We start from the raw sequence: 16327 nt of genomic DNA on the forward strand, positions 1-16327 counted from the left end.
CTGAGTCATGATGTCACCAGGGCGTCCCTCGAAGATCGATGTCGCCGTCAGGCCACTCACTTGTATCGCAAGTAGACGAGCAGATGAGCGTTGGCCCTTCCTGAGACACGATGACTGATTTCTGGTCTGCGCGGGACAAGCACCGTTCCGTGGCGTGCACCTGAATCCACCCGGCCGACTCATAGAAGGGGACCACCTCCTTCCGGCATCCGAGGAAACCGAAGTGGGCTTCGGCCTCCTCGCGCATCGCCTTCTGAGCGTGTCTCATAGCTCGGCTTCCGAGACCAGTACCGCGAAAGCGTGGATCAACCAGCACTCCTCCCGTGCCAGCCACAAGGACGTCGTCGGCTCCTACTGAGATCACTCGACGCTGAAAGCCCACATGCGCCACCAACACAGACCCCTGGAACGCGAGCACATGGAAATCTGCCGGAGAATAGCCGTAAGGCATGTGCGGGTTCCACCGGCCGTAATCGCTTAGATACTCGGTGTCGAAAAGCTTTTGCATTGCGGCAAGTTCCATCACGCCGAGGTCTTCATGCCTCCGCAGCCTCAGGCCTTCCTTCATCGTTCGACCCTATTCCCTCACATCGATAACATCGGCACGATAGTCGTCCGGTAGCCGATCCCATACGGGACGCACCGAACACCGGCGCTAATCTGATGAATAGACGGTTCAGTTTGCCGTACCAGTTTTCGGGCGCAAAGGAGATGCCGAGGTGGTCGAACACCAGATGCTAAATGTTCCCGATCTGGTTGGGCAGCCTGTACATATCGCACAGGAGACTGCGGCGAACCTTGGGTTCGGTCTCGCAGCCGGGGACCCTGATGGTCCAGGCCTTCGCTCGCGCACGTGGCCAGGGCTATTCTGGGTGACCTCCCAAGATCCTCCGGCAGGGTCGGTCCTTGCGCGGGGAAGCCAAATTCAGATCACCTTCGTTCAGGACGGTCAAGCACGAAGCGACGTGCCGGAGCAGCCGGGCGGGGCGCCCCCCTCATTGCAAACTCATGCGGAGGGCGACACGGAGTCGTGAGTTTTCCGGTAATGGATCCTCCACTGGGCACCGCGGGGTGCCGTCCTTTCGTGTTGAGGGGATCCCTGTATTCTTGGGACTTCGCGGCCTAAATTGGCGCATGCTTGCTGAAGATTGGGGACTTCACAATGGATCACCGTGTCGACGACAGGAAGACAGGCACGGCGCCTGCCGTCCTTCGCGCATCAGCCTACTTTTGGCTGGCAAGCGCGTTGGTGTCCGGTGTCATTCCAGCCATTGTGATGTTCCTGCGGCCGCCGGACTCATCCTCGTTCGCTGTCAGCATGGGAATGCTGGTCCTTCTGACAGCCCTGCAATGCTGGGCGGCGCTCAGGCTTTTGCGGGGCGAACGCTGGGCCAGGTACGTCCTGACTGCCGTGGCTGTCCTGTCCCTTGCTGGTTTGGTTGCCTTGAATGATGTCCTGGTCGTTCTCGGTCTGATCCTAAGTCTTGCTGGTGCCGTGTTGATGTGGCTCCCGGCCTCCAGCGCCTACGTCAGGCGCAGCCGCTCACCCATCGGGTAGGCCAGTGCCCATCCATGAAGAAGGTGGCAGTGATTAATCGGTGCCGGCCGGGGATTCGGTCGTTCAGCCCGTGACTTCCGACGTGCTGGCCGCTTCCTATCACTAACCCAATAGCACAGCGGCCCAGCGGGTTCGTAACCCTAACAGCGCAAGTATCTTCACGTTGTGGGTGATACCTCGAGATGCCCGGTGAAGGATCCCCTAAAGACGCCCCTGCCGTGTGCCCTGCTGAATTCTCGTAGTCTTGGCAGATGGGGACTGGAGATTCACAGACCAGTACCGGTTGGGTGACGGTACCGGATGCGCAAATTTACTGGGAAGCCACCGGAGAGCCCTCAGGCATCCCGGTACTTTACCTTCATGGAGGACCAGGCGGTTCCCTTGGTCAGGGCGGCTACCGTCGGCGGCATGACCCTAGCCGCTTCTGGACCATCGGGCTGGACCAGCGTGGCTGCGGCAAAAGCATCCCCACTGCCCAAGACGACTTGAGCAACCTTTCAGGCAACACGACGCAAGCGTTGATCAACGACATCGAAGCCGTAAGAGTACATCTGGGCATTGAGAGCTGGATTGTAACCGGCGTCTCCTGGGGCAGCACCCTCGCGCTTGCCTATGCTCTGGACCATCCCACGCGTGTTCTCGGTATCGGACTAGTCGCAGTGACAACAAGCAGCCGGCCAGAGATCCAGTGGATCACCGAGGACGTAGGACGGATCTTTCCCGAAGCCTGGGCTGAGTTCAGGTTCGCGGCCTGCGCAGAACCGGGCGAACGTTTGGTCGAGGCCTACGCCCGACGTCTCGCAGGCCAGGACCGCGCCGACGCACGCTGTGCCGCCCTGGCCTGGGACCAATGGGAATCTATCCACATCTCATTGGACCCCAACTGGCAACCTGGGCCATTATTTGCAGACGAACGGGAGCGCATGACGTTCGCTCTTCTGGTGACGCATTACTGGGCCAACGACGGATTCCTGACCAATGAAAAGCAAATCATCCCCAGGATTCACCAGCTCAACGGTATCGAAGGTCATCTCATCCACGGTCGACGCGACATCAGCGGGCCGGCCGCCACTGCTTGGGAGCTAAATCAGCAGTGGGAGTCCAGTCAACTCATCATCGTTGAACACGAAGGGCACGGCGGCCCTTCATCCATGGACGCGCTGACAAAAGCAGTCCAAGAGATAGCCGCAGGCCTCTGAACCCAAACGAATCGATGACGGCGCAGTCCCCCACAACAGTCCGCGCGAATTTCTGGATGGAAGTGCCCGCTTGGGGATCACCTATCGAACGCAGGAGCCCCCGTTAGACCACCGGATTGCGGGGATCGGCGGGCCAACCCATATCCATTGTTTTCGCAGGAGTCATTGAATAATGAGGCGATGGATACCGAGCCTAACTCGCTTACCGTCCGCCCCGCGGATCTCAGCAGCCCTGACGCCAAAGCGGTAAGTCGGCTGGTGCGGGCATACCTGATGCAAACCGAACGTGAGAAAGCGACCTACTTGGGGCACACCTTCACAAACGCAGAACTTCCCGAACGCTATCGCCAGGAAGTCGAACACCCAGCGTGGGCTTACGAGAGGGCTACTGTGTACATCGCAGAACTAGGCTGTTCGCCGGTAGGTGTGGTGATCGTGCAGCAGACAGCAGGGGCACGTGAAATCAAGCGGGTTTGGGTTGACCCCAACGCGCGAGGACACAGGGTGGGCTCCGCCCTGGTCGATGCCGCACTCAGCCAGCTGGATCTGCCTATCCGTCTGACGGTCTGGGATTGGCGAGAGGATGCAATACGGCTCTACCGGAATCGTGGGTTCTTTCCTGTTTCATCCTGGGAAGATCGGCCGCGACTTCTTTGCATGGAGAACCGACCAGCGTCCCCTGAGAGTGCCCCATGAGGAATCCCTTACCGGGCGTGTGTACTTACTGGTGGGAATTAGTCCCAGCCGGCAGCTCGCCGAACAGCCACTGCAAGCTCAGCAGGTGGAATGTCCGATGAATCCAGTACTAGGTCATCTATGTGTGCAGCTTCAAGAATGTCCGAAAGTGTGGCGACTCGATCCAAATGCCAAATCAGTCCTTCAGGATCATCGCGGTAGCGGAAGCGCAAACGCGACTCGAACACGTCGGAACGAGCCACGAGACGACAGACAAACAATTCCTCAGAACCCAGCGCATCAAGGTAGCGAGCTAACTCGGCTTCTGCCTCAATGACCCCTGCGATGATGAATCGCTTTGCGCCCGCAGCTCGGTAGTTGCCCGCGAGGCTTTGGAGATTGAGCAATTCCAGTTCGTGGTTGAACCGATCCGAACTCGGCGCTGGGCGCAGCCTTCGAATCGCGTCCAAATCGATGACGGCGTGACTACCCAGTTCAGCAGCGCTTAGCGCATCGGCGAGGGTCGACTTTCCGACGCCGACTGTTCCATTCACGAAGATCGAATCCACGACCCGATCTTCTCAGGAAGCGCAAAGGATCTCTGTCTGGCATCACATTCATCTAAGGATCCCCTTCCGGGCGGCTTCATGCGTCAAGTCTTTTTTCGGAGGCACCACACGGCAGCTTGCGACGTCGGTGGCCCAGTAAATCTCCCGAGTGTGACGACGCATCTAGCCGGACGGGACTGCCGGCCGGGCAGGGGTTTCCTTTCCGGGTCCGCGGGCGAGACCCGCCCGGGCATTGCCGGCGAGGTGCACGAGTATACCGACCAAGAGAAACGCGGCGAGTACCAGGGCGCTGGTGGCGATGACCGCCGCCCAGCCGCCTTCGAGCCCTGGGTTGAGGAAGTCGTAGGGGTACCAGCCGTCGAAGGCACCGCGCACCCAGGAGAAAGTCAGGAACACCCCCGGGTAGCAAAGCCACACGAGGGGCCGCCGCCACGGGCCTCGGACGGTGCGCGTGACCAGGAGCCAGTCGAGCCCCGCGACCAGCGGTGCGATGCGATGGGTGACCATCCACGGCCAGTACATGTCCAGCGTCCACCACGGTTCGTCAGGCGGAGCCACGAGCACCACATAAATAATGCCCGTCATCACCAGGTAGAACGCGAGGGCACCGAAGAGGTGATCCCACCACTGCGGCAGCCGCGCACGCGGCCGCCCGGCGGACACAAGGAACACGAGCCCGAGGACGAGGTTTGACTGGAACGTGAACTGGGAGATCAGCTGGGGGATGTCGACGGAGTTGCCGGGCTGGGTCGCGTCGTAGAGCTCCTGGCCGAGGGCCGCGAGCATGGCAAGTCCGGCACCGCCGCGTACTAGACGGATCCAGAGACGGTCCGGATGCAGCGCCCGGTTGGCGGCCACGTTGCGTTGAACCGGAGGACTCAGCGTCAGCACGTCGCTCATGGCATCAGCGTAGTGTTGCGCCAAGCCGGGCCCCAGGGCCAAAAGGACCGGGTTGGCAACGAGACCGGCGCCTGATGCCGCGAAGCCATATGCGACGTCCCGGTAAACGATTGGCTTACGGAACTTCGATGTTCCAGGGATTCACTGACAGCCCTGTGGGTGAGGCAATGTCCCCTTCATGCTGTTGGCACTACCGCGAGCAGACGGCCAGGGCTAGGAGACGGGGACCGTCTGGGTTTTGCGAAGCTGGGCGATGCCGATGAGAACGAGTGCGGCCGTGCCCAGCAGGGTCATAATCAACAGCCCCAGCAGCGGGAGCTCATGGATGGCGAGCTGCGGAATGCGACCCGAGGGCACTGCCAGAACGCCACAAGGGCGCCGATTAGACCGAGGTAGCTGCCGGTCATGAAACTGCGGTGCGCCCTGATGTTTCTCTTCCAGATGGCCCACAGTCCCGCTGTCAGTGTGCAGAACGTCAGTACTGATAGGGCGTGAAGCCAATTGAACCCTCCGTCGATGGTTCTGATTCCGAACGAGGTCAGCACCACGACATACACGGAAGCAGCCCAGATTCGGCCCACCATCCGATGGACGCTGCCGCCTTTAGCTGCAATGATCGCTCACGCCGCCGTACACGACCGAAAGTCGCACCTTTACGGTGCCTTCCGCCGGCGGGGTGTGGCTGAGCGTGGCGGAGCTGCGCGGAGATGGGCGGCGGCCTGGCCAAGGATGCGCGCGAGATCGTCGACGTCCCCGTCCGAAAGAGCCGCGAACAGCAAGCTGTGCACGGCGTTGATATGGCCAGGGAACACTGCCGCGAGCACGGCGCGGCCGGCTTCGGTGAGGGTCAGGACGGTGCTGCGTTCGTCCTCGGGCGAGGGTGAGCGGGCGACGAATCCTCGTTGCTCCAAAGATTGCGCTTGGTACGTCAGTCCGCTGCGGCTATAGACCACACCGTCGGCGAGATCCGTCATGCGCCGTTGCCCATCCGGCGCGTCGCCCAGGCGGGCGAGGAGCTGGAACTGGACGTAGCTGAGGTCACCGGCATCGCGGAGCTGTTTCTCCACTGCGTGGCGCAGCAAGCTGCTCACCTCCATGAAAGAGAAGTACGCCCCAAGCTGCGTGGGGGTCAGGGACATGGGCGTTTCGTTCATAACCCCATCATAGGGGGTTGATTCGAATTCGAAGCAATGATAGCTTCATTCCATTGCTTCGAAATCGAAGCAAAAACGAGAGGAAGAATCATGAAGGCAGTGCGGTTTCACGAGGTGGGCGGACCCGAAGTTCTGCAGTTCGGGGAGGTCGAACAGCCAGTGCCCGTGGCCGGGCAGGTCCGGCTGCGTGTTGAGGCGTCCGCGTTCAATGCGGCTGACAACGGAATGCGGGCCGGGTTCTTGCCGATCCCGGTGGTGCTGCCGCATGTGCCCGGCTACGACGTTTCCGGCACCATCGACGCGGTCGGTGAGGGTGTCCAGGGCGCTGCGGTCGGCGACCGGGTCATGGGATTCCTGCCCATGGAACAGGACGGCGGCGCCGCCGAGTATGTGATCGCCCCTGCGGAAGCGGTTGTGGCTGCCCCGACGAGCATCCCGCTGGCCGACGCTGCAGCACTACCCTCGGTGGCGCTGACCGCTTGGCAGGCGCTTTTCGACGACGGCCGGCTCCAGGCCGGGCAGCGCTTGCTCATCGTCGGCGCGGGCGGTGTCGTGGGCAAGTACGCCATCCAGCTGGCGAAACGCGCCGGCGTGCAGGTCGTGGCGACTGCGAGCCCACGCAGCATCGACGCCGTCCGCGCGGCCGGCGCGGACGAGATCATCGACCACACCGACGCCGACCTGCTCAGCGCCGTCCATGGGCAGGTCGACGTGCTGCTCAACCTCGCTCCGATCGACCCGGAGCAATTCACCGCTCTGGTCGCGCTGGTGCGCGATGGCGGCAAAGTAGTCAGCACCACCGCCTTCATGGCGACTCCGGGCGACGAGAAACGTGGCGTGCGCGCCGCCACCGTATTCGTCCGGCCAAACCGCGAACGCCTCACCGAACTGGCGTCCCTCGTCGACGACGGAAAACTAACCGTCGAAGTCACCCGGCGCATCCGTCTCGCCGAGCTTCCTGCCCTCCACGCCGAAGCCAGCGCGGGCCGCGTGCCCGGAAAGGTCATCGTCCTTCCCGCCTGATCCGTGCAGCAAGAACCAGAAGTATGCTTGCCTGGCAACGCTCTATGGCCCGGCCGGGCCAGTCGGATTGGAAGAGGTGCCGTTTATGTCCAAGCGGGATACTTCCTCAGTGGGTGCGCCGTGCTGGGTGGACTCTTGGCAACCGGACCCCCGGGCCGCCAAAGAATTCTACGGCGCACTCTTCGGCTGGAGTTTCGACGAGGCAATTCCGATGTCGGGGTTCGACGGTGAGTACTACCCGGCCCGACTTGACGGACGTTTGGTGGGCGGCGTGGGGCAGTCCCCGCCGCAGTCGCCCGCCGGATGGCTGACACACATCCGTGTGGGTAATGTCGGGAACGCGTTAGCGCAGGTTGAACAGGCGGGAGGCAGGGGGCTCGGGACCTTCAGTGCCCTGGCCCAGGCGGCATTGGTTGCCGACTCCTCCGGCGTGCTGTTCTGCCTGCGGCAGGCGGGGGACCATGACGGCGTTGAGCTTGCCGATCAGCCGAACTCTTGGGCCATGAGTTCCCTGCATACTCCGGATCTGCAAAAAGCCCGGGAGTTTTACCAGGCGATGTTCACCTGGGAGCTGAAGTCACCGCCCGATACTCCCTTTTCACTATGGCTCCGCGAAGGCCAGGTGGTTGCAGTCGCCACCGGCACCGACGGCGTCAGCGTTCCTCCGCACTGGAGCGTGAACTTCGGGGTCACCAACGCAGACAAGACCGCTGACCGGGCCGTTGCTTTAGGCGGCGGCATCGTCATGGCGCCCTCGGATACCCCGGGGTTCAGGAGCGCGGTGCTCAGCGATCCCTGGGGCGGCGTCACCGCGGTCAGCGCGGTCACCGCTTGACCCGCATCCCGTCAGCATTGCCCTGACCAGGCAGCGTCAGCTTGCCGGCCGGCCGCCCAGCCGGGTGGTCACCTTGGCGGCGGCGGCAACGCAGGCCTCACCCAGGCTCTCGAACTGTTCCTTCGACACCCGGAAACGGGGGGCGGGGATCAGGACGGCGGCCACCACGTCGCCGCGGTGGTCGCGGACGGGGGCTGCCACGCCCACCTCGTCCATGGACGATTCACCGTAGTTTCCCGCCCATCCCCGTTGCGCCACGTCCCGCAGCCTTGCCTCATAAGCCGCCAGCCCGGCGTCGTCCAGTCCCGGGAAAGTGATGGTTCCGCTGCGCAGCAGTTCCCGCACCCGCTCGGCGGGCAGGGTGGAGAGGAACACCTGGACGGAGGCGCTCATGGCGTCCCGGTAGCGCGCGCCAAGTGGCGTGGTGTGCTTGATCTGGTGGTGGCTGGCGATCTGCTCCACGCAGATGGCCTCATCCCCGTTCCACAGCATGAGCGCGCTGGTTTCGCCCGTCTGCTCCGTCAACTGCCGCAGGACCGGGTAGGCAACACGGCGCTCCTCCATCTCCGCCAGCAGCGGCCCGGCGACGGCGATCAGGCCCAGTCCCAGCCGGAACCGCTTGGTTTCCGGGTCCCGTTCCACCAGGTTTTCCTGCTCAAAGGTGGCCAGGATCCGGGAGACGCTGCTTTTGTGCATACCCACCCGGTTGGCGATTTCGGTGACGCCCAGCAGCGGCTCATCCGCGGTGAAGGTGCGCAGGACGGCGATGGCATTGACGACGACGGAGGCGCCTTTCGCGTCCGTCCCGCCGTTGGTGCCGGTTCCGTTGCCGTTGCTGTCGGGGGTCTTTGCAGGAGTCATGGTGGACACCATCTTTCCCTATGGTTGGCGGGAGACGCCGAAAGCGGCGCCGTGGTCCACGGCGCCGCTCCGGCTGTTCAGTTGGTTATCCCTCGATGATGTTGTGCTCAGGACCGAACGGGAACTTGGTGATGTTCTCCACGGAGTTGTCCTCGCCGATGACCAGGATGTCGTGTTCGCGGTAGCCGCCGGCCCCGGGAAGACCGTCCGCCACAGTGATCATTGGTTCCATGGACACCACCATGCCGGGCTCAAGGACGGTGTCAATGTCCTCGCGCAGCTCCAGCCCGGCCTCGCGGCCGTAGTAGTGGCTGAGGACGCCGAAGGAGTGGCCGTAGCCGAAGGTGCGGTTGGCCAGCAGTCCATGGCTGATGTAGATCTCGTTGAGCTCTGCGGCAATGTCCTTGCAGACGGCACCGGGCTTGATGAGTTCCAGGCCGCGGCGGTGCACCTCCACGTTGATGTTCCACAGCTCCAGGGAGCGCTCGTCCGGCTGGCCCAGGAAGAGGGTGCGCTCCAGGGCAGTGTAGTAGCCGGAGGTCATGGGGAAGCAGTTGAGCGAGAGGATATCGCCCTGCTGCAGCTTGCGGGTGGTAGCCCAGTTGTGGGCGCCGTCCGTGTTGATGCCGGACTGGAACCACACCCAGGTATCGCGGACCTCGCGGTCAGGGAAGGTCTTGGCGATCTCGTGCACCATGGCCTCGGTGCCGATCAGGGCGACCTCGTACTCGGAGATGCCCTCGCGGATGGCGTTGCGGATGGCCTCGCCGCCGAGGTCGCCGATGCGGGCGCCGTGCTTGATGACCTCGATCTCCTCTGCGGACTTGATCATGCGCTGGCGCATGGCGTCCTGCGAGACGTCCAGGAGCGTAGCGCCCGGGAAAGCGGCGGCGATCTTCTCGCGGGTCAGGCCCGGGAGGAAGTCGTCCTCGACGCCCAGGCGGGTGGCCTTGACGCCGCGCTGGCGGAGAGCCTCCTGCAGGCCGAAGTAGAAGTTGTCGCGGCGCCAGTCGGTGTAGACGATGTTCTCGCCGTAGGAGGTGCGCCACGGCATGCCGGCGTCGATGTTCGCGGTCACGGTGACCGAGTCGTCAGCGGTGACCACCAGGGCGTAGTTGCGGCCGAACGTTGTGTACAGGAAGTCGGAGTAGTACTTGATGCCGTGGTAGCTGGTGAGGATGACAGCATCCAGGTCCTTGGCGGCCATGATCCGGCGGAGGCCGCCCAGGCGGCGCTCGAACTCTGCATCGGAGAACGTGAGCTTGCCCTTGGTGCCGTTGTGCAGGACCTTGAGGCGCTCGAGTTCGGCGATGGAGGAAGCGTTGTCGGCGGTGATAGTCACGAGGGTGGTGCCTTTCTAATGGGTGCAGCTGCCGTTGCGGCAGTTGGGTGTTGGTGCGTGTAGGGAGGTTGGTTTAGGGGCCTCTGGTTGCTCAGAGGTGCTTGAGGGGCTTCCGCGACGTTTCGGCGGCGAACAGCACAGCCACCAGGGATACGGCGGAGGCGGCCACCAGGTACCAGCCGGGGGCCAGCTTGCTTTGCGTCAGGCCGATCAGCAGGGTTGCCATGAACGGCGCGGTGCCGCCGAAGAGCGCGTTGGACAGGTTGAAGCTGACGGCGAAGCCGCTGTACCGGACCTTGGTGGGGAACAGTTCGGCGAGGAAGCTGGGCAAGGTGCCGTCGTTCAGTGTGAGCATGCCGCCCAGCAGGATCTGGACCAGAACGATGACCAGGAAGTTGCCCGTGTCCAGCAGCATGAACGCCGGAACGGTCAGGAGAATGAACAGGACGGACGCCGTGATCAGCATGCGCTTGCGGCCAAACCTGTCGGAGGCAATGCCGGTCAGGAAGATGAAACCGATGTAACTGGCAAGGGCGATGGTGGTGGCCAGGAACGATTCGGTGGGGCCGAATCCCAGTTCCTCGGACAGGTAGGTGGGCATGTAGCTGAGGATGACGTAGAAGCCGACGGCGTTGAGCAGCACCGCACCGCAGGCGATTACCAACTGCTTGCGGTAGGTCCGGAACATAGCCAGCGCGGGAGCTTTGGGCGCCGACTCCTCCTGCTCTGCCAGGGCGCGGAAGGCCGGGGTGTCCTCCAGCTTTGTCCGGATGTAGCGGCCGATCAGGCCCATGGGGGCCGCCAGGAGGAACGGCAGCCGCCAGCCCCACTCGTGCAGCTGTTCGGTGCTGAGCACCGAGCTGAGGAGTGCCGCGATCAGTGAGCCCAGGAGCAGGCCCGCTGCGGTGCTGGCCGGCACCACCGCGGCGTAGAGTCCGCGGCGGTTGGCCGGGGCGTATTCCACCAGGAAAGCTGAGGCGCCTGCGTATTCGCCGGAGGCCGAGAACCCCTGGACCACCCGGACCAGGAGCAGCAGGACCGGGGCCAGCATGCCGATGGTTCCGTAGCCGGGGATGAGGGCGATGCAGAAAGTGGAGACGGACATGATGACGATGGAGAGTGACAGGGCCTTGCGCCTGCCCAGCCTGTCACCGATGTGGCCCCAGAAGAAGCCACCCAGGGGACGGACGAAGAAGGAAACGGCAAAGACGCCGAAGGTTGCCAGCAGCGCGGTCTGCCGGTCCGCTTCGGGAAAGAAGACCGAGGAAATGACCGCCGCGAGGTAGCCGTACACGGCGTAGTCGAACCACTCGACGAAGTTGCCGATGAAGCTCGCCGTGACCACCCGGCGTCGTACATCCTTACTGGCCACAGGATTGCCGGCGCCGTGGCCTGCACCGGCGGGAACATTGTCGTCATTGGCAATGACTCCCGCGACGGGTGAGCTTGATTCGTTAATCATGGAACCACCAGTAAAAGTAGGAGTTGCATATGTTGCAACGCGGTTGTTTCAAGATAGGTCGTGACGCACACCACAGTCAATAGGTTGAGCGAGGATTTTGGAACGGGAATCTGGAGTTCTGGCAAGTTACCCTTGCTGGCTCTCGGGCGATAGGCAATCACCATAGATGTTGCAACCTATGCAACTGCGTTGTTAGCAATGTGAAAACGCTACGGGAAATGGGCCCAAAGGCACGGGCCAAAACGGCCGCGTTGCCCCATACTTGCGCCATGGACGACACTGCCGCCGCGGGCCACACCGGGAGAAAACCAGACCGGATCCTGCTCGCACTGGTGGGCGTGGTGGTACTGCTGGTGGCGGTGGCACTGGCAGTGGTCTTCACCCGCGGCGAGCCAGCCCCGCTGGATGAGGCAAGCCCCGCCGGCGTGGTCCAGCGGTACAGCAAGGCAGTGATCGACGGCGACAGCACCACGGCCCGGTCTTACCTCACGGCAGAAGCCAAGAGCCGGTGCCGCGGCGCCTATTACGGTGAGCCCTCACCCGCCCGCGTCGTGTTGGTTTCGACGACGGAACGCACCGAATCAGCTACCGTTGTGGTTTCAATTGTCCGGTCATCCCAGGGCGGACCGTTCGGCCCGTCGGAGTACGAAATGGAGGATTCCTTCTCGCTGCTCAAGGTGAACGGGACATGGATGATTGACCAGCCCCCGTACCCCCTGATGGCCTGCACCAACGGCCCGGTGAAGCAATGACGTCGCCGGCAACCCCCACGGTCTCCACGCCCACGAGCGCCCTGGCAACCCTCCGCCGGCTGATCCTGTACGTCCTGCTGTTCGCCCTGGTGGTGATCACCGCGTCAGGCCTGAGCGGACTGCTGGAGCGCCTGTTCCGCACCGCATCCACCCTGGTCTCGGGTGACGTCACCGGCCTGGCCCTGTCCCTGGCTTTCACCCTGATCGGCGGCCCCCTGGCCTTGTTGCTGTGGTGGTTCGTCTGGCGGCGCCTGGACGACGAATCAGAGCGCCGTGCGCCTGGATGGGGCCTCTACCTGACCGGGATGTACGCGGTCTCGCTCATCATCGCCACCACGTCGCTGCTGAATCTTGCCACGTCCTTCATCGGCGCGCAGGAACGCCAGTGGCCGTCCCCGCTGGCCAACGGCCTTGTCTGGGCGGCCATCTGGTGGTGGCACCGCTGGATGTGGAAGCACCCCCGCAAACCGTCGTCGCACCTCGACGACGTCCGGGCCGTCGTCGGCTCCGTGTTTGGCCTGCTCCTGGGCGCCGGCGCCGCCATCGCCGCGCTGAGCACCCTGCTGGACGTGGCGATCCGGGCTTTCGCGGCATCAGCTACCTATGAGCCCTGGTGGTTCCCCATCCTGCGGTCCCTGGTGTGGGCTGCCGGCGGGGCCGTTGTGTGGTGGTGGCACTGGTTCCGCGAGGGCGGCCGGCGCTTCCAGACAGGGTTGGTGGACGTCACCATCATTGCCGTGGGCATCTTCGTCGCCGGCATCACCGCACTGGGCGGGCTTGGGGTCATCCTGTTTGTGCTCCTGCGGCTGGCGTTCGACCGGAGCGACCCCTTGAACAACCTGCTCGAACCGCTCGCACCGGCCATCGCCGCCGCTGTCATCGGCGCCCTGGTGTGGCGCTACCACCGCACAGCCTCGGTCCACCGCTCCACCCGGACCCGCCGCGCCAGCCTGCTGGTGACGTCTGCGGTGGCGCTGGCCGCGGCGGCTTCGGGCATCGGCGTTGTGGTCAACGCGCTGCTGGCCGCGGCGGTTTCGCCGCTGGCCGGCGGGGCCACACGCACCCTGCTCCTTGGCGGCATCAGCTCCCTGGCGGTGGGGGCACCGGTCTGGTGGCTGGCCTGGAAGCCGAGGCACCAGCCGAGGACCGCTAATGACATTCCGCCCGGCCGGCGCGTCTACCTGGTGGCGTTTTTCGGCGTCAGTGCCGTGGTGGCCCTCATAACGCTGCTGGTCATCGGCTACCGGCTCTTCGAATTCCTGCTGGGAGAAGTCACCGGCGGAAGCCTCCTTGACCGGATCCGCGCGCCCCTGGGCCTCCTGGTGGCAGCGGGGCTCGTGGCCGGCTACCACTTCGCTCTCTGGCGGCACGACAGGGCACTGCTTGCCGCCGCGGCACCCATGCACAAACGGATGATCGAGCGGATCACCCTGGTCAGCGGGCACCCACCCGGTTCCGTGGATCCCGAGGCACTGGGGCGCCGGATCGCTGACGCTACCGGAGCCAAGGTGACCACTTGGCTAAGGGCGGACGACGGCGGCGCAGGGCTTCCGCCGTCGTCCGTCCCGCCTCCAGGGGTTGAGGAGGCCACCCGGGAGGTGGCGGCGGCCCTGGAAGGCGTCACGGCCCAGCACGTCCTGGTGGTTGCGGGACCGGCAGCGCGCATCGAAGTGATCCCGCTGGCCGCCACCGGCGGCGCTCCCGTCCTGGGCGGCCCTGCGCCGGGGCGGGCCCTACGGCCCTAGCTGGTCCAGCGGCCCGGAGCCTAGCGTTGGTGCTGGCAAAGGAGGCCGGCGATGGCTGCTGGTGGGATCGCGAAGCGTAGCGGCGCTGCTCCTGGAAATACCGGGCGGCGCGGGCTATGTTGCCTGGCGGCCATCCTGCTCGCTTTGGCGGGGTGTTCGTCCGGAGGCGGCGCGCCAAACAGCAGTCCTTCCGGCGGCAAGGAACCTGCTCCCCAAACGTCACCTGCCCAGGGCCCAGGTCCAACGGAATCGCCTTCCAAGGCGTTCACGGACGCGGAGCTCACGGCCATCATCAACGGAGTGGGCAAGACCCGCAACCTGCCATTTCCTGCAGCCCATGATTCAGCGTCCCTGCGCAGCGGCGCCGTAAGCGGGTCATTTCCCTCCACCGCAATGGAAACGACGCCCGGCGATTGCATCGCTTTCGTTCCGCAGGATCCCTTCACCCGATGGGCGGACAAGAACATCAACTTCGCGGAAGGCGGCATGCCTTCGGCCGGCGGCGAATCCGGACCTACCAGCACCATCATGATCGTGCTGCGGAGTGCGGAACGGGATGCCATCGCCAAAGCTGATTTCGGGTACGCAGATGCCCTGGTGTCCCACTGCAGCCAGTTCGACCTTTCCTACACAGAGTCAGGCCGGAGCTCCAGCTACGCTCTCCAACTGCTGGTTGCTCCCCCGATAGCCGACAGGCAGCACGCCTTGGTGCAGGTCACCAAGCCGAAGGGACCGGGGGACTTCGGCTCCGTCGGGTTGCGTGTCCTGAGCGGCACCTTGTCCATCACGCTGAGCCTTTCCGTTGCGACCTTGAATTCGCCGTCCGATGCCCAGCCGGCCCTTGACGCCATGGCTGCATTGGCGAAGGAGCTCATCGACCAGGCCAGGAAGAGCCCTCCGTCAATGGCGCCGCCACCCCCGAATTCCCTGACCCCTGACCAGTTGGTGGCGCTGTTCAACGGCATTAAAGGCCCCAACGGGGAACCCGTGACCCTGCCGCAGGCCACGCTCATCGGAGCGCCCCCGGGCTTCACGCCCGGCGCCTCCTCACAGCCACCGGACTCCCCCTGCACCTTCAACGAAGAGTCGTATGCCGCAGCACTGGCCGGCTCGGTATCCGGCCAAGGGCAGATTCAGGGTGCCAGCAAGATGGACTACATCGACTTCACAGTCATCAGCATGCCGTCGACGGCGGTCCCGCCCTATCCGTTCGACTCCCGGGCGGAGCATCTGCGGGGCTGCAGGAGTATCGAAGATAAATCGTTTGGCGGCCGCAGCCGGCCCTGGTTCCCGGTTTCCGAACTCACCACCGCCATCACCGCTGACTCGAGCTACGCCGTGGCCTACCAGCTCTCCGACGGTACAGGTGCTTGGCATGTCCGGAGCGGTGCGCGCAGGGGAACGCTGTCCATCGAGGCGGCCGGCACCGTGGCATCGCAGCCGGACACACAGGCTAAGGCCGACGCCCTCGAGGCCTTTTTCGGCGCTGTTTTCTCGCGATTCGGAAAGTAGGGCCACCGGTGCGTTCGCAGGGGAAAATCGTCGATCCTCAAGATTTGCGCAGTTTATCCGGCCGGTGGATTAACCCTCTTCCCTTGGCATTCGGTGGTGCCTAGTGTGGGCACACACGCTTTACAAGGGGGATATGTGAAAAGCTCAGTTGAAGGTCTTCAGGACGCCACAAACCAGGACGCGCAGCAGGTTGCAGCAGCGGATTCACTGGACGTACAGCGCAAGGCGGCGGAGTGGACGTCAGACTGCCTCCTCACCATGCGGAGCCCCATCCGCTTCACCCGCGCCGACTGGCCCTAGCCCGGGACACGCGCCGCCGGCCACGCTGACAGGACGGGCCACCTGAACCACCGGTATGACTCATAGAGCCATGCGCCCAACACGGCCAGCGCACTGGTCCAGGTTGTTACCCGCCGTTTCAGGCCCGTCCCGGCGGCTCTTCAGGTGGAGGCGTCCCGCTCGATTTCTTCGGCAAGGTCATCCACTTCTTCGGGCCGGGCCTCAATGCCCGCTTCCTCGAAGCGTTCCTCCAGGACGTGGGCTACGTCGTCCTGGACCTGGCCCAGCTGGATGTCGTGCCGGACATCTTCCGCGATGGTCTCGGGCGTCTCAAGGTGCCCGGTTCCGGCCACCATCTCGTCGCTGCCGTCAAAGGGATCGTTGGCGCCGCCGTCTCCGGTATCAGTCATACTCCATCGTTACCCTTCTCCTTTCGGCAGTAAACGCCCCGGCTTCGATGA

The 16327-nt window shown here is 64.0% G+C and carries 20 protein-coding genes; 10 read left to right on the top strand and 10 right to left on the bottom strand.

What is annotated here, in order from left to right:
• Positions 1–13: 13 nt before the first annotated feature.
• Entirely contained in the window at positions 14–568 is a 555-nt protein-coding gene (locus ACTAQI_RS13680; protein WP_457946584.1) for a GNAT family N-acetyltransferase, read from the bottom strand.
• Between the two features lie 166 nt (positions 569–734).
• Here ACTAQI_RS13680 and ACTAQI_RS13685 point away from each other — a divergent pair, with 166 nt between their 5' ends.
• The 4 genes from ACTAQI_RS13685 to ACTAQI_RS13700 all read left to right on the top strand — a co-directional run bounded on the left by ACTAQI_RS13685 (position 735) and on the right by ACTAQI_RS13700 (position 3453).
• Complete coding sequence (locus ACTAQI_RS13685; RefSeq protein ID WP_457951059.1) at positions 735–1034, top strand: PASTA domain-containing protein; 300 nt, start codon at positions 735–737, stop codon at positions 1032–1034.
• Positions 1035–1162: 128 nt separating this feature from the next.
• Entirely contained in the window at positions 1163–1558 is a 396-nt protein-coding gene (locus ACTAQI_RS13690; protein WP_457946586.1) for a hypothetical protein, read from the top strand.
• Positions 1559–1809: 251 nt separating this feature from the next.
• Positions 1810–2757, top strand: coding sequence for an alpha/beta fold hydrolase (locus tag ACTAQI_RS13695; RefSeq protein WP_457946588.1), 948 nt, complete (start codon positions 1810–1812; stop codon positions 2755–2757).
• 273 nt (positions 2758–3030) lie between these two features.
• Complete coding sequence (locus tag ACTAQI_RS13700) at positions 3031–3453, top strand: GNAT family N-acetyltransferase (protein WP_457951060.1); 423 nt, start codon at positions 3031–3033, stop codon at positions 3451–3453.
• A gap of 38 nt (positions 3454–3491) precedes the next feature.
• Here ACTAQI_RS13700 and ACTAQI_RS13705 read toward each other — a convergent pair whose 3' ends face one another.
• From ACTAQI_RS13705 to ACTAQI_RS13725, 5 genes are all read right to left on the bottom strand, one after another.
• Positions 3492–4001 carry a hypothetical protein gene (locus tag ACTAQI_RS13705; RefSeq protein ID WP_457946589.1) on the bottom strand — a complete coding sequence of 170 codons (510 nt, stop codon included), beginning with the start codon at positions 3999–4001 and terminating at the stop codon, positions 3492–3494.
• Positions 4002–4163: 162 nt separating this feature from the next.
• On the bottom strand, positions 4164–4901 hold the full coding sequence (locus tag ACTAQI_RS13710) for a Pr6Pr family membrane protein (protein ID WP_457946590.1): 738 nt from the start codon (positions 4899–4901) through the stop codon (positions 4164–4166).
• Between the two features lie 213 nt (positions 4902–5114).
• Complete coding sequence (locus tag ACTAQI_RS13715) at positions 5115–5258, bottom strand: hypothetical protein (RefSeq protein ID WP_457951131.1); 144 nt, start codon at positions 5256–5258, stop codon at positions 5115–5117.
• A complete protein-coding gene (locus tag ACTAQI_RS13720) occupies positions 5198–5485 on the bottom strand; it encodes a DUF2306 domain-containing protein (RefSeq protein WP_457946591.1) in 288 nt (95 codons plus the stop codon). The genes ACTAQI_RS13715 and ACTAQI_RS13720 overlap by 61 nt, the downstream gene beginning before the upstream one ends.
• Before the next feature lie 69 nt (positions 5486–5554).
• The gene (locus ACTAQI_RS13725) at positions 5555–6055 is read right to left on the bottom strand and encodes a MarR family winged helix-turn-helix transcriptional regulator (protein ID WP_457946593.1); all 501 of its coding nucleotides are present in this window, start codon (positions 6053–6055) and stop codon (positions 5555–5557) included.
• Between the two features lie 90 nt (positions 6056–6145).
• Between ACTAQI_RS13725 and ACTAQI_RS13730 the strand changes: the two genes are divergently transcribed.
• Together ACTAQI_RS13730 and ACTAQI_RS13735 are read left to right on the top strand one after the other, a co-directional pair.
• The gene (locus ACTAQI_RS13730) at positions 6146–7078 is read left to right on the top strand and encodes an NADP-dependent oxidoreductase (protein WP_457946594.1); all 933 of its coding nucleotides are present in this window, start codon (positions 6146–6148) and stop codon (positions 7076–7078) included.
• A gap of 85 nt (positions 7079–7163) precedes the next feature.
• Complete coding sequence (locus ACTAQI_RS13735) at positions 7164–7913, top strand: VOC family protein (protein ID WP_457946595.1); 750 nt, start codon at positions 7164–7166, stop codon at positions 7911–7913.
• A gap of 36 nt (positions 7914–7949) precedes the next feature.
• Here ACTAQI_RS13735 and ACTAQI_RS13740 read toward each other — a convergent pair whose 3' ends face one another.
• The 3 genes from ACTAQI_RS13740 to ACTAQI_RS13750 all read right to left on the bottom strand — a co-directional run bounded on the left by ACTAQI_RS13740 (position 7950) and on the right by ACTAQI_RS13750 (position 11578).
• A complete protein-coding gene (locus ACTAQI_RS13740; protein WP_457946596.1) occupies positions 7950–8786 on the bottom strand; it encodes an IclR family transcriptional regulator in 837 nt (278 codons plus the stop codon).
• Between the two features lie 73 nt (positions 8787–8859).
• Positions 8860–10116, bottom strand: coding sequence for an aminopeptidase P family protein (locus ACTAQI_RS13745; RefSeq protein WP_457946598.1), 1257 nt, complete (start codon positions 10114–10116; stop codon positions 8860–8862).
• A 91-nt stretch (positions 10117–10207) separates the two neighbouring features.
• A complete protein-coding gene (locus ACTAQI_RS13750; RefSeq protein ID WP_457946600.1) occupies positions 10208–11578 on the bottom strand; it encodes an MFS transporter in 1371 nt (456 codons plus the stop codon).
• A 269-nt stretch (positions 11579–11847) separates the two neighbouring features.
• Here ACTAQI_RS13750 and ACTAQI_RS13755 point away from each other — a divergent pair, with 269 nt between their 5' ends.
• The 4 genes from ACTAQI_RS13755 (at position 11848) to ACTAQI_RS13770 (ending at position 15887) form a co-directional block, all read left to right on the top strand.
• Positions 11848–12330, top strand: coding sequence for a hypothetical protein (locus ACTAQI_RS13755; RefSeq protein ID WP_457946602.1), 483 nt, complete (start codon positions 11848–11850; stop codon positions 12328–12330).
• Positions 12327–14075 carry a DUF5671 domain-containing protein gene (locus ACTAQI_RS13760; RefSeq protein ID WP_457946604.1) on the top strand — a complete coding sequence of 583 codons (1749 nt, stop codon included), beginning with the start codon at positions 12327–12329 and terminating at the stop codon, positions 14073–14075. The genes ACTAQI_RS13755 and ACTAQI_RS13760 overlap by 4 nt, the downstream gene beginning before the upstream one ends.
• A 51-nt stretch (positions 14076–14126) precedes the next feature.
• The gene (locus ACTAQI_RS13765) at positions 14127–15587 is read left to right on the top strand and encodes a hypothetical protein (protein ID WP_457946605.1); all 1461 of its coding nucleotides are present in this window, start codon (positions 14127–14129) and stop codon (positions 15585–15587) included.
• Between the two features lie 135 nt (positions 15588–15722).
• Positions 15723–15887 (top strand): hypothetical protein, encoded by a 165-nt coding sequence (locus ACTAQI_RS13770; protein ID WP_457946606.1) that lies wholly within the window; start codon positions 15723–15725, stop codon positions 15885–15887.
• Between the two features lie 140 nt (positions 15888–16027).
• Here ACTAQI_RS13770 and ACTAQI_RS13775 read toward each other — a convergent pair whose 3' ends face one another.
• On the bottom strand, positions 16028–16276 hold the full coding sequence (locus ACTAQI_RS13775; protein WP_457946607.1) for a hypothetical protein: 249 nt from the start codon (positions 16274–16276) through the stop codon (positions 16028–16030).
• Positions 16277–16327 lie beyond the last annotated feature (51 nt).

It is taken from the genome of Pseudarthrobacter sp. alpha12b, assembly GCF_054130495.1.

Coding starts and splice junctions, on each gene's coding strand:
- ACTAQI_RS13680 (WP_457946584.1), bottom strand. CDS start 568: ATGAAGGAAGGCCTGAGGCTGCGGAGGCATGAAGACCTCGGCGTGATG.
- ACTAQI_RS13685 (WP_457951059.1), top strand. CDS start 735: ATGCTAAATGTTCCCGATCTGGTTGGGCAGCCTGTACATATCGCACAG.
- ACTAQI_RS13690 (WP_457946586.1), top strand. CDS start 1,163: ATGGATCACCGTGTCGACGACAGGAAGACAGGCACGGCGCCTGCCGTC.
- ACTAQI_RS13695 (WP_457946588.1), top strand. CDS start 1,810: ATGGGGACTGGAGATTCACAGACCAGTACCGGTTGGGTGACGGTACCG.
- ACTAQI_RS13700 (WP_457951060.1), top strand. CDS start 3,031: ATGCAAACCGAACGTGAGAAAGCGACCTACTTGGGGCACACCTTCACA.
- ACTAQI_RS13710 (WP_457946590.1), bottom strand. CDS start 4,901: ATGAGCGACGTGCTGACGCTGAGTCCTCCGGTTCAACGCAACGTGGCC.
- ACTAQI_RS13720 (WP_457946591.1), bottom strand. CDS start 5,485: ATGGTGGGCCGAATCTGGGCTGCTTCCGTGTATGTCGTGGTGCTGACC.
- ACTAQI_RS13725 (WP_457946593.1), bottom strand. CDS start 6,055: ATGAACGAAACGCCCATGTCCCTGACCCCCACGCAGCTTGGGGCGTAC.
- ACTAQI_RS13730 (WP_457946594.1), top strand. CDS start 6,146: ATGAAGGCAGTGCGGTTTCACGAGGTGGGCGGACCCGAAGTTCTGCAG.
- ACTAQI_RS13735 (WP_457946595.1), top strand. CDS start 7,164: ATGTCCAAGCGGGATACTTCCTCAGTGGGTGCGCCGTGCTGGGTGGAC.
- ACTAQI_RS13740 (WP_457946596.1), bottom strand. CDS start 8,786: ATGGTGTCCACCATGACTCCTGCAAAGACCCCCGACAGCAACGGCAAC.
- ACTAQI_RS13750 (WP_457946600.1), bottom strand. CDS start 11,578: ATGATTAACGAATCAAGCTCACCCGTCGCGGGAGTCATTGCCAATGAC.
- ACTAQI_RS13755 (WP_457946602.1), top strand. CDS start 11,848: ATGGACGACACTGCCGCCGCGGGCCACACCGGGAGAAAACCAGACCGG.
- ACTAQI_RS13760 (WP_457946604.1), top strand. CDS start 12,327: ATGACGTCGCCGGCAACCCCCACGGTCTCCACGCCCACGAGCGCCCTG.
- ACTAQI_RS13765 (WP_457946605.1), top strand. CDS start 14,127: ATGGCTGCTGGTGGGATCGCGAAGCGTAGCGGCGCTGCTCCTGGAAAT.
- ACTAQI_RS13775 (WP_457946607.1), bottom strand. CDS start 16,276: ATGACTGATACCGGAGACGGCGGCGCCAACGATCCCTTTGACGGCAGC.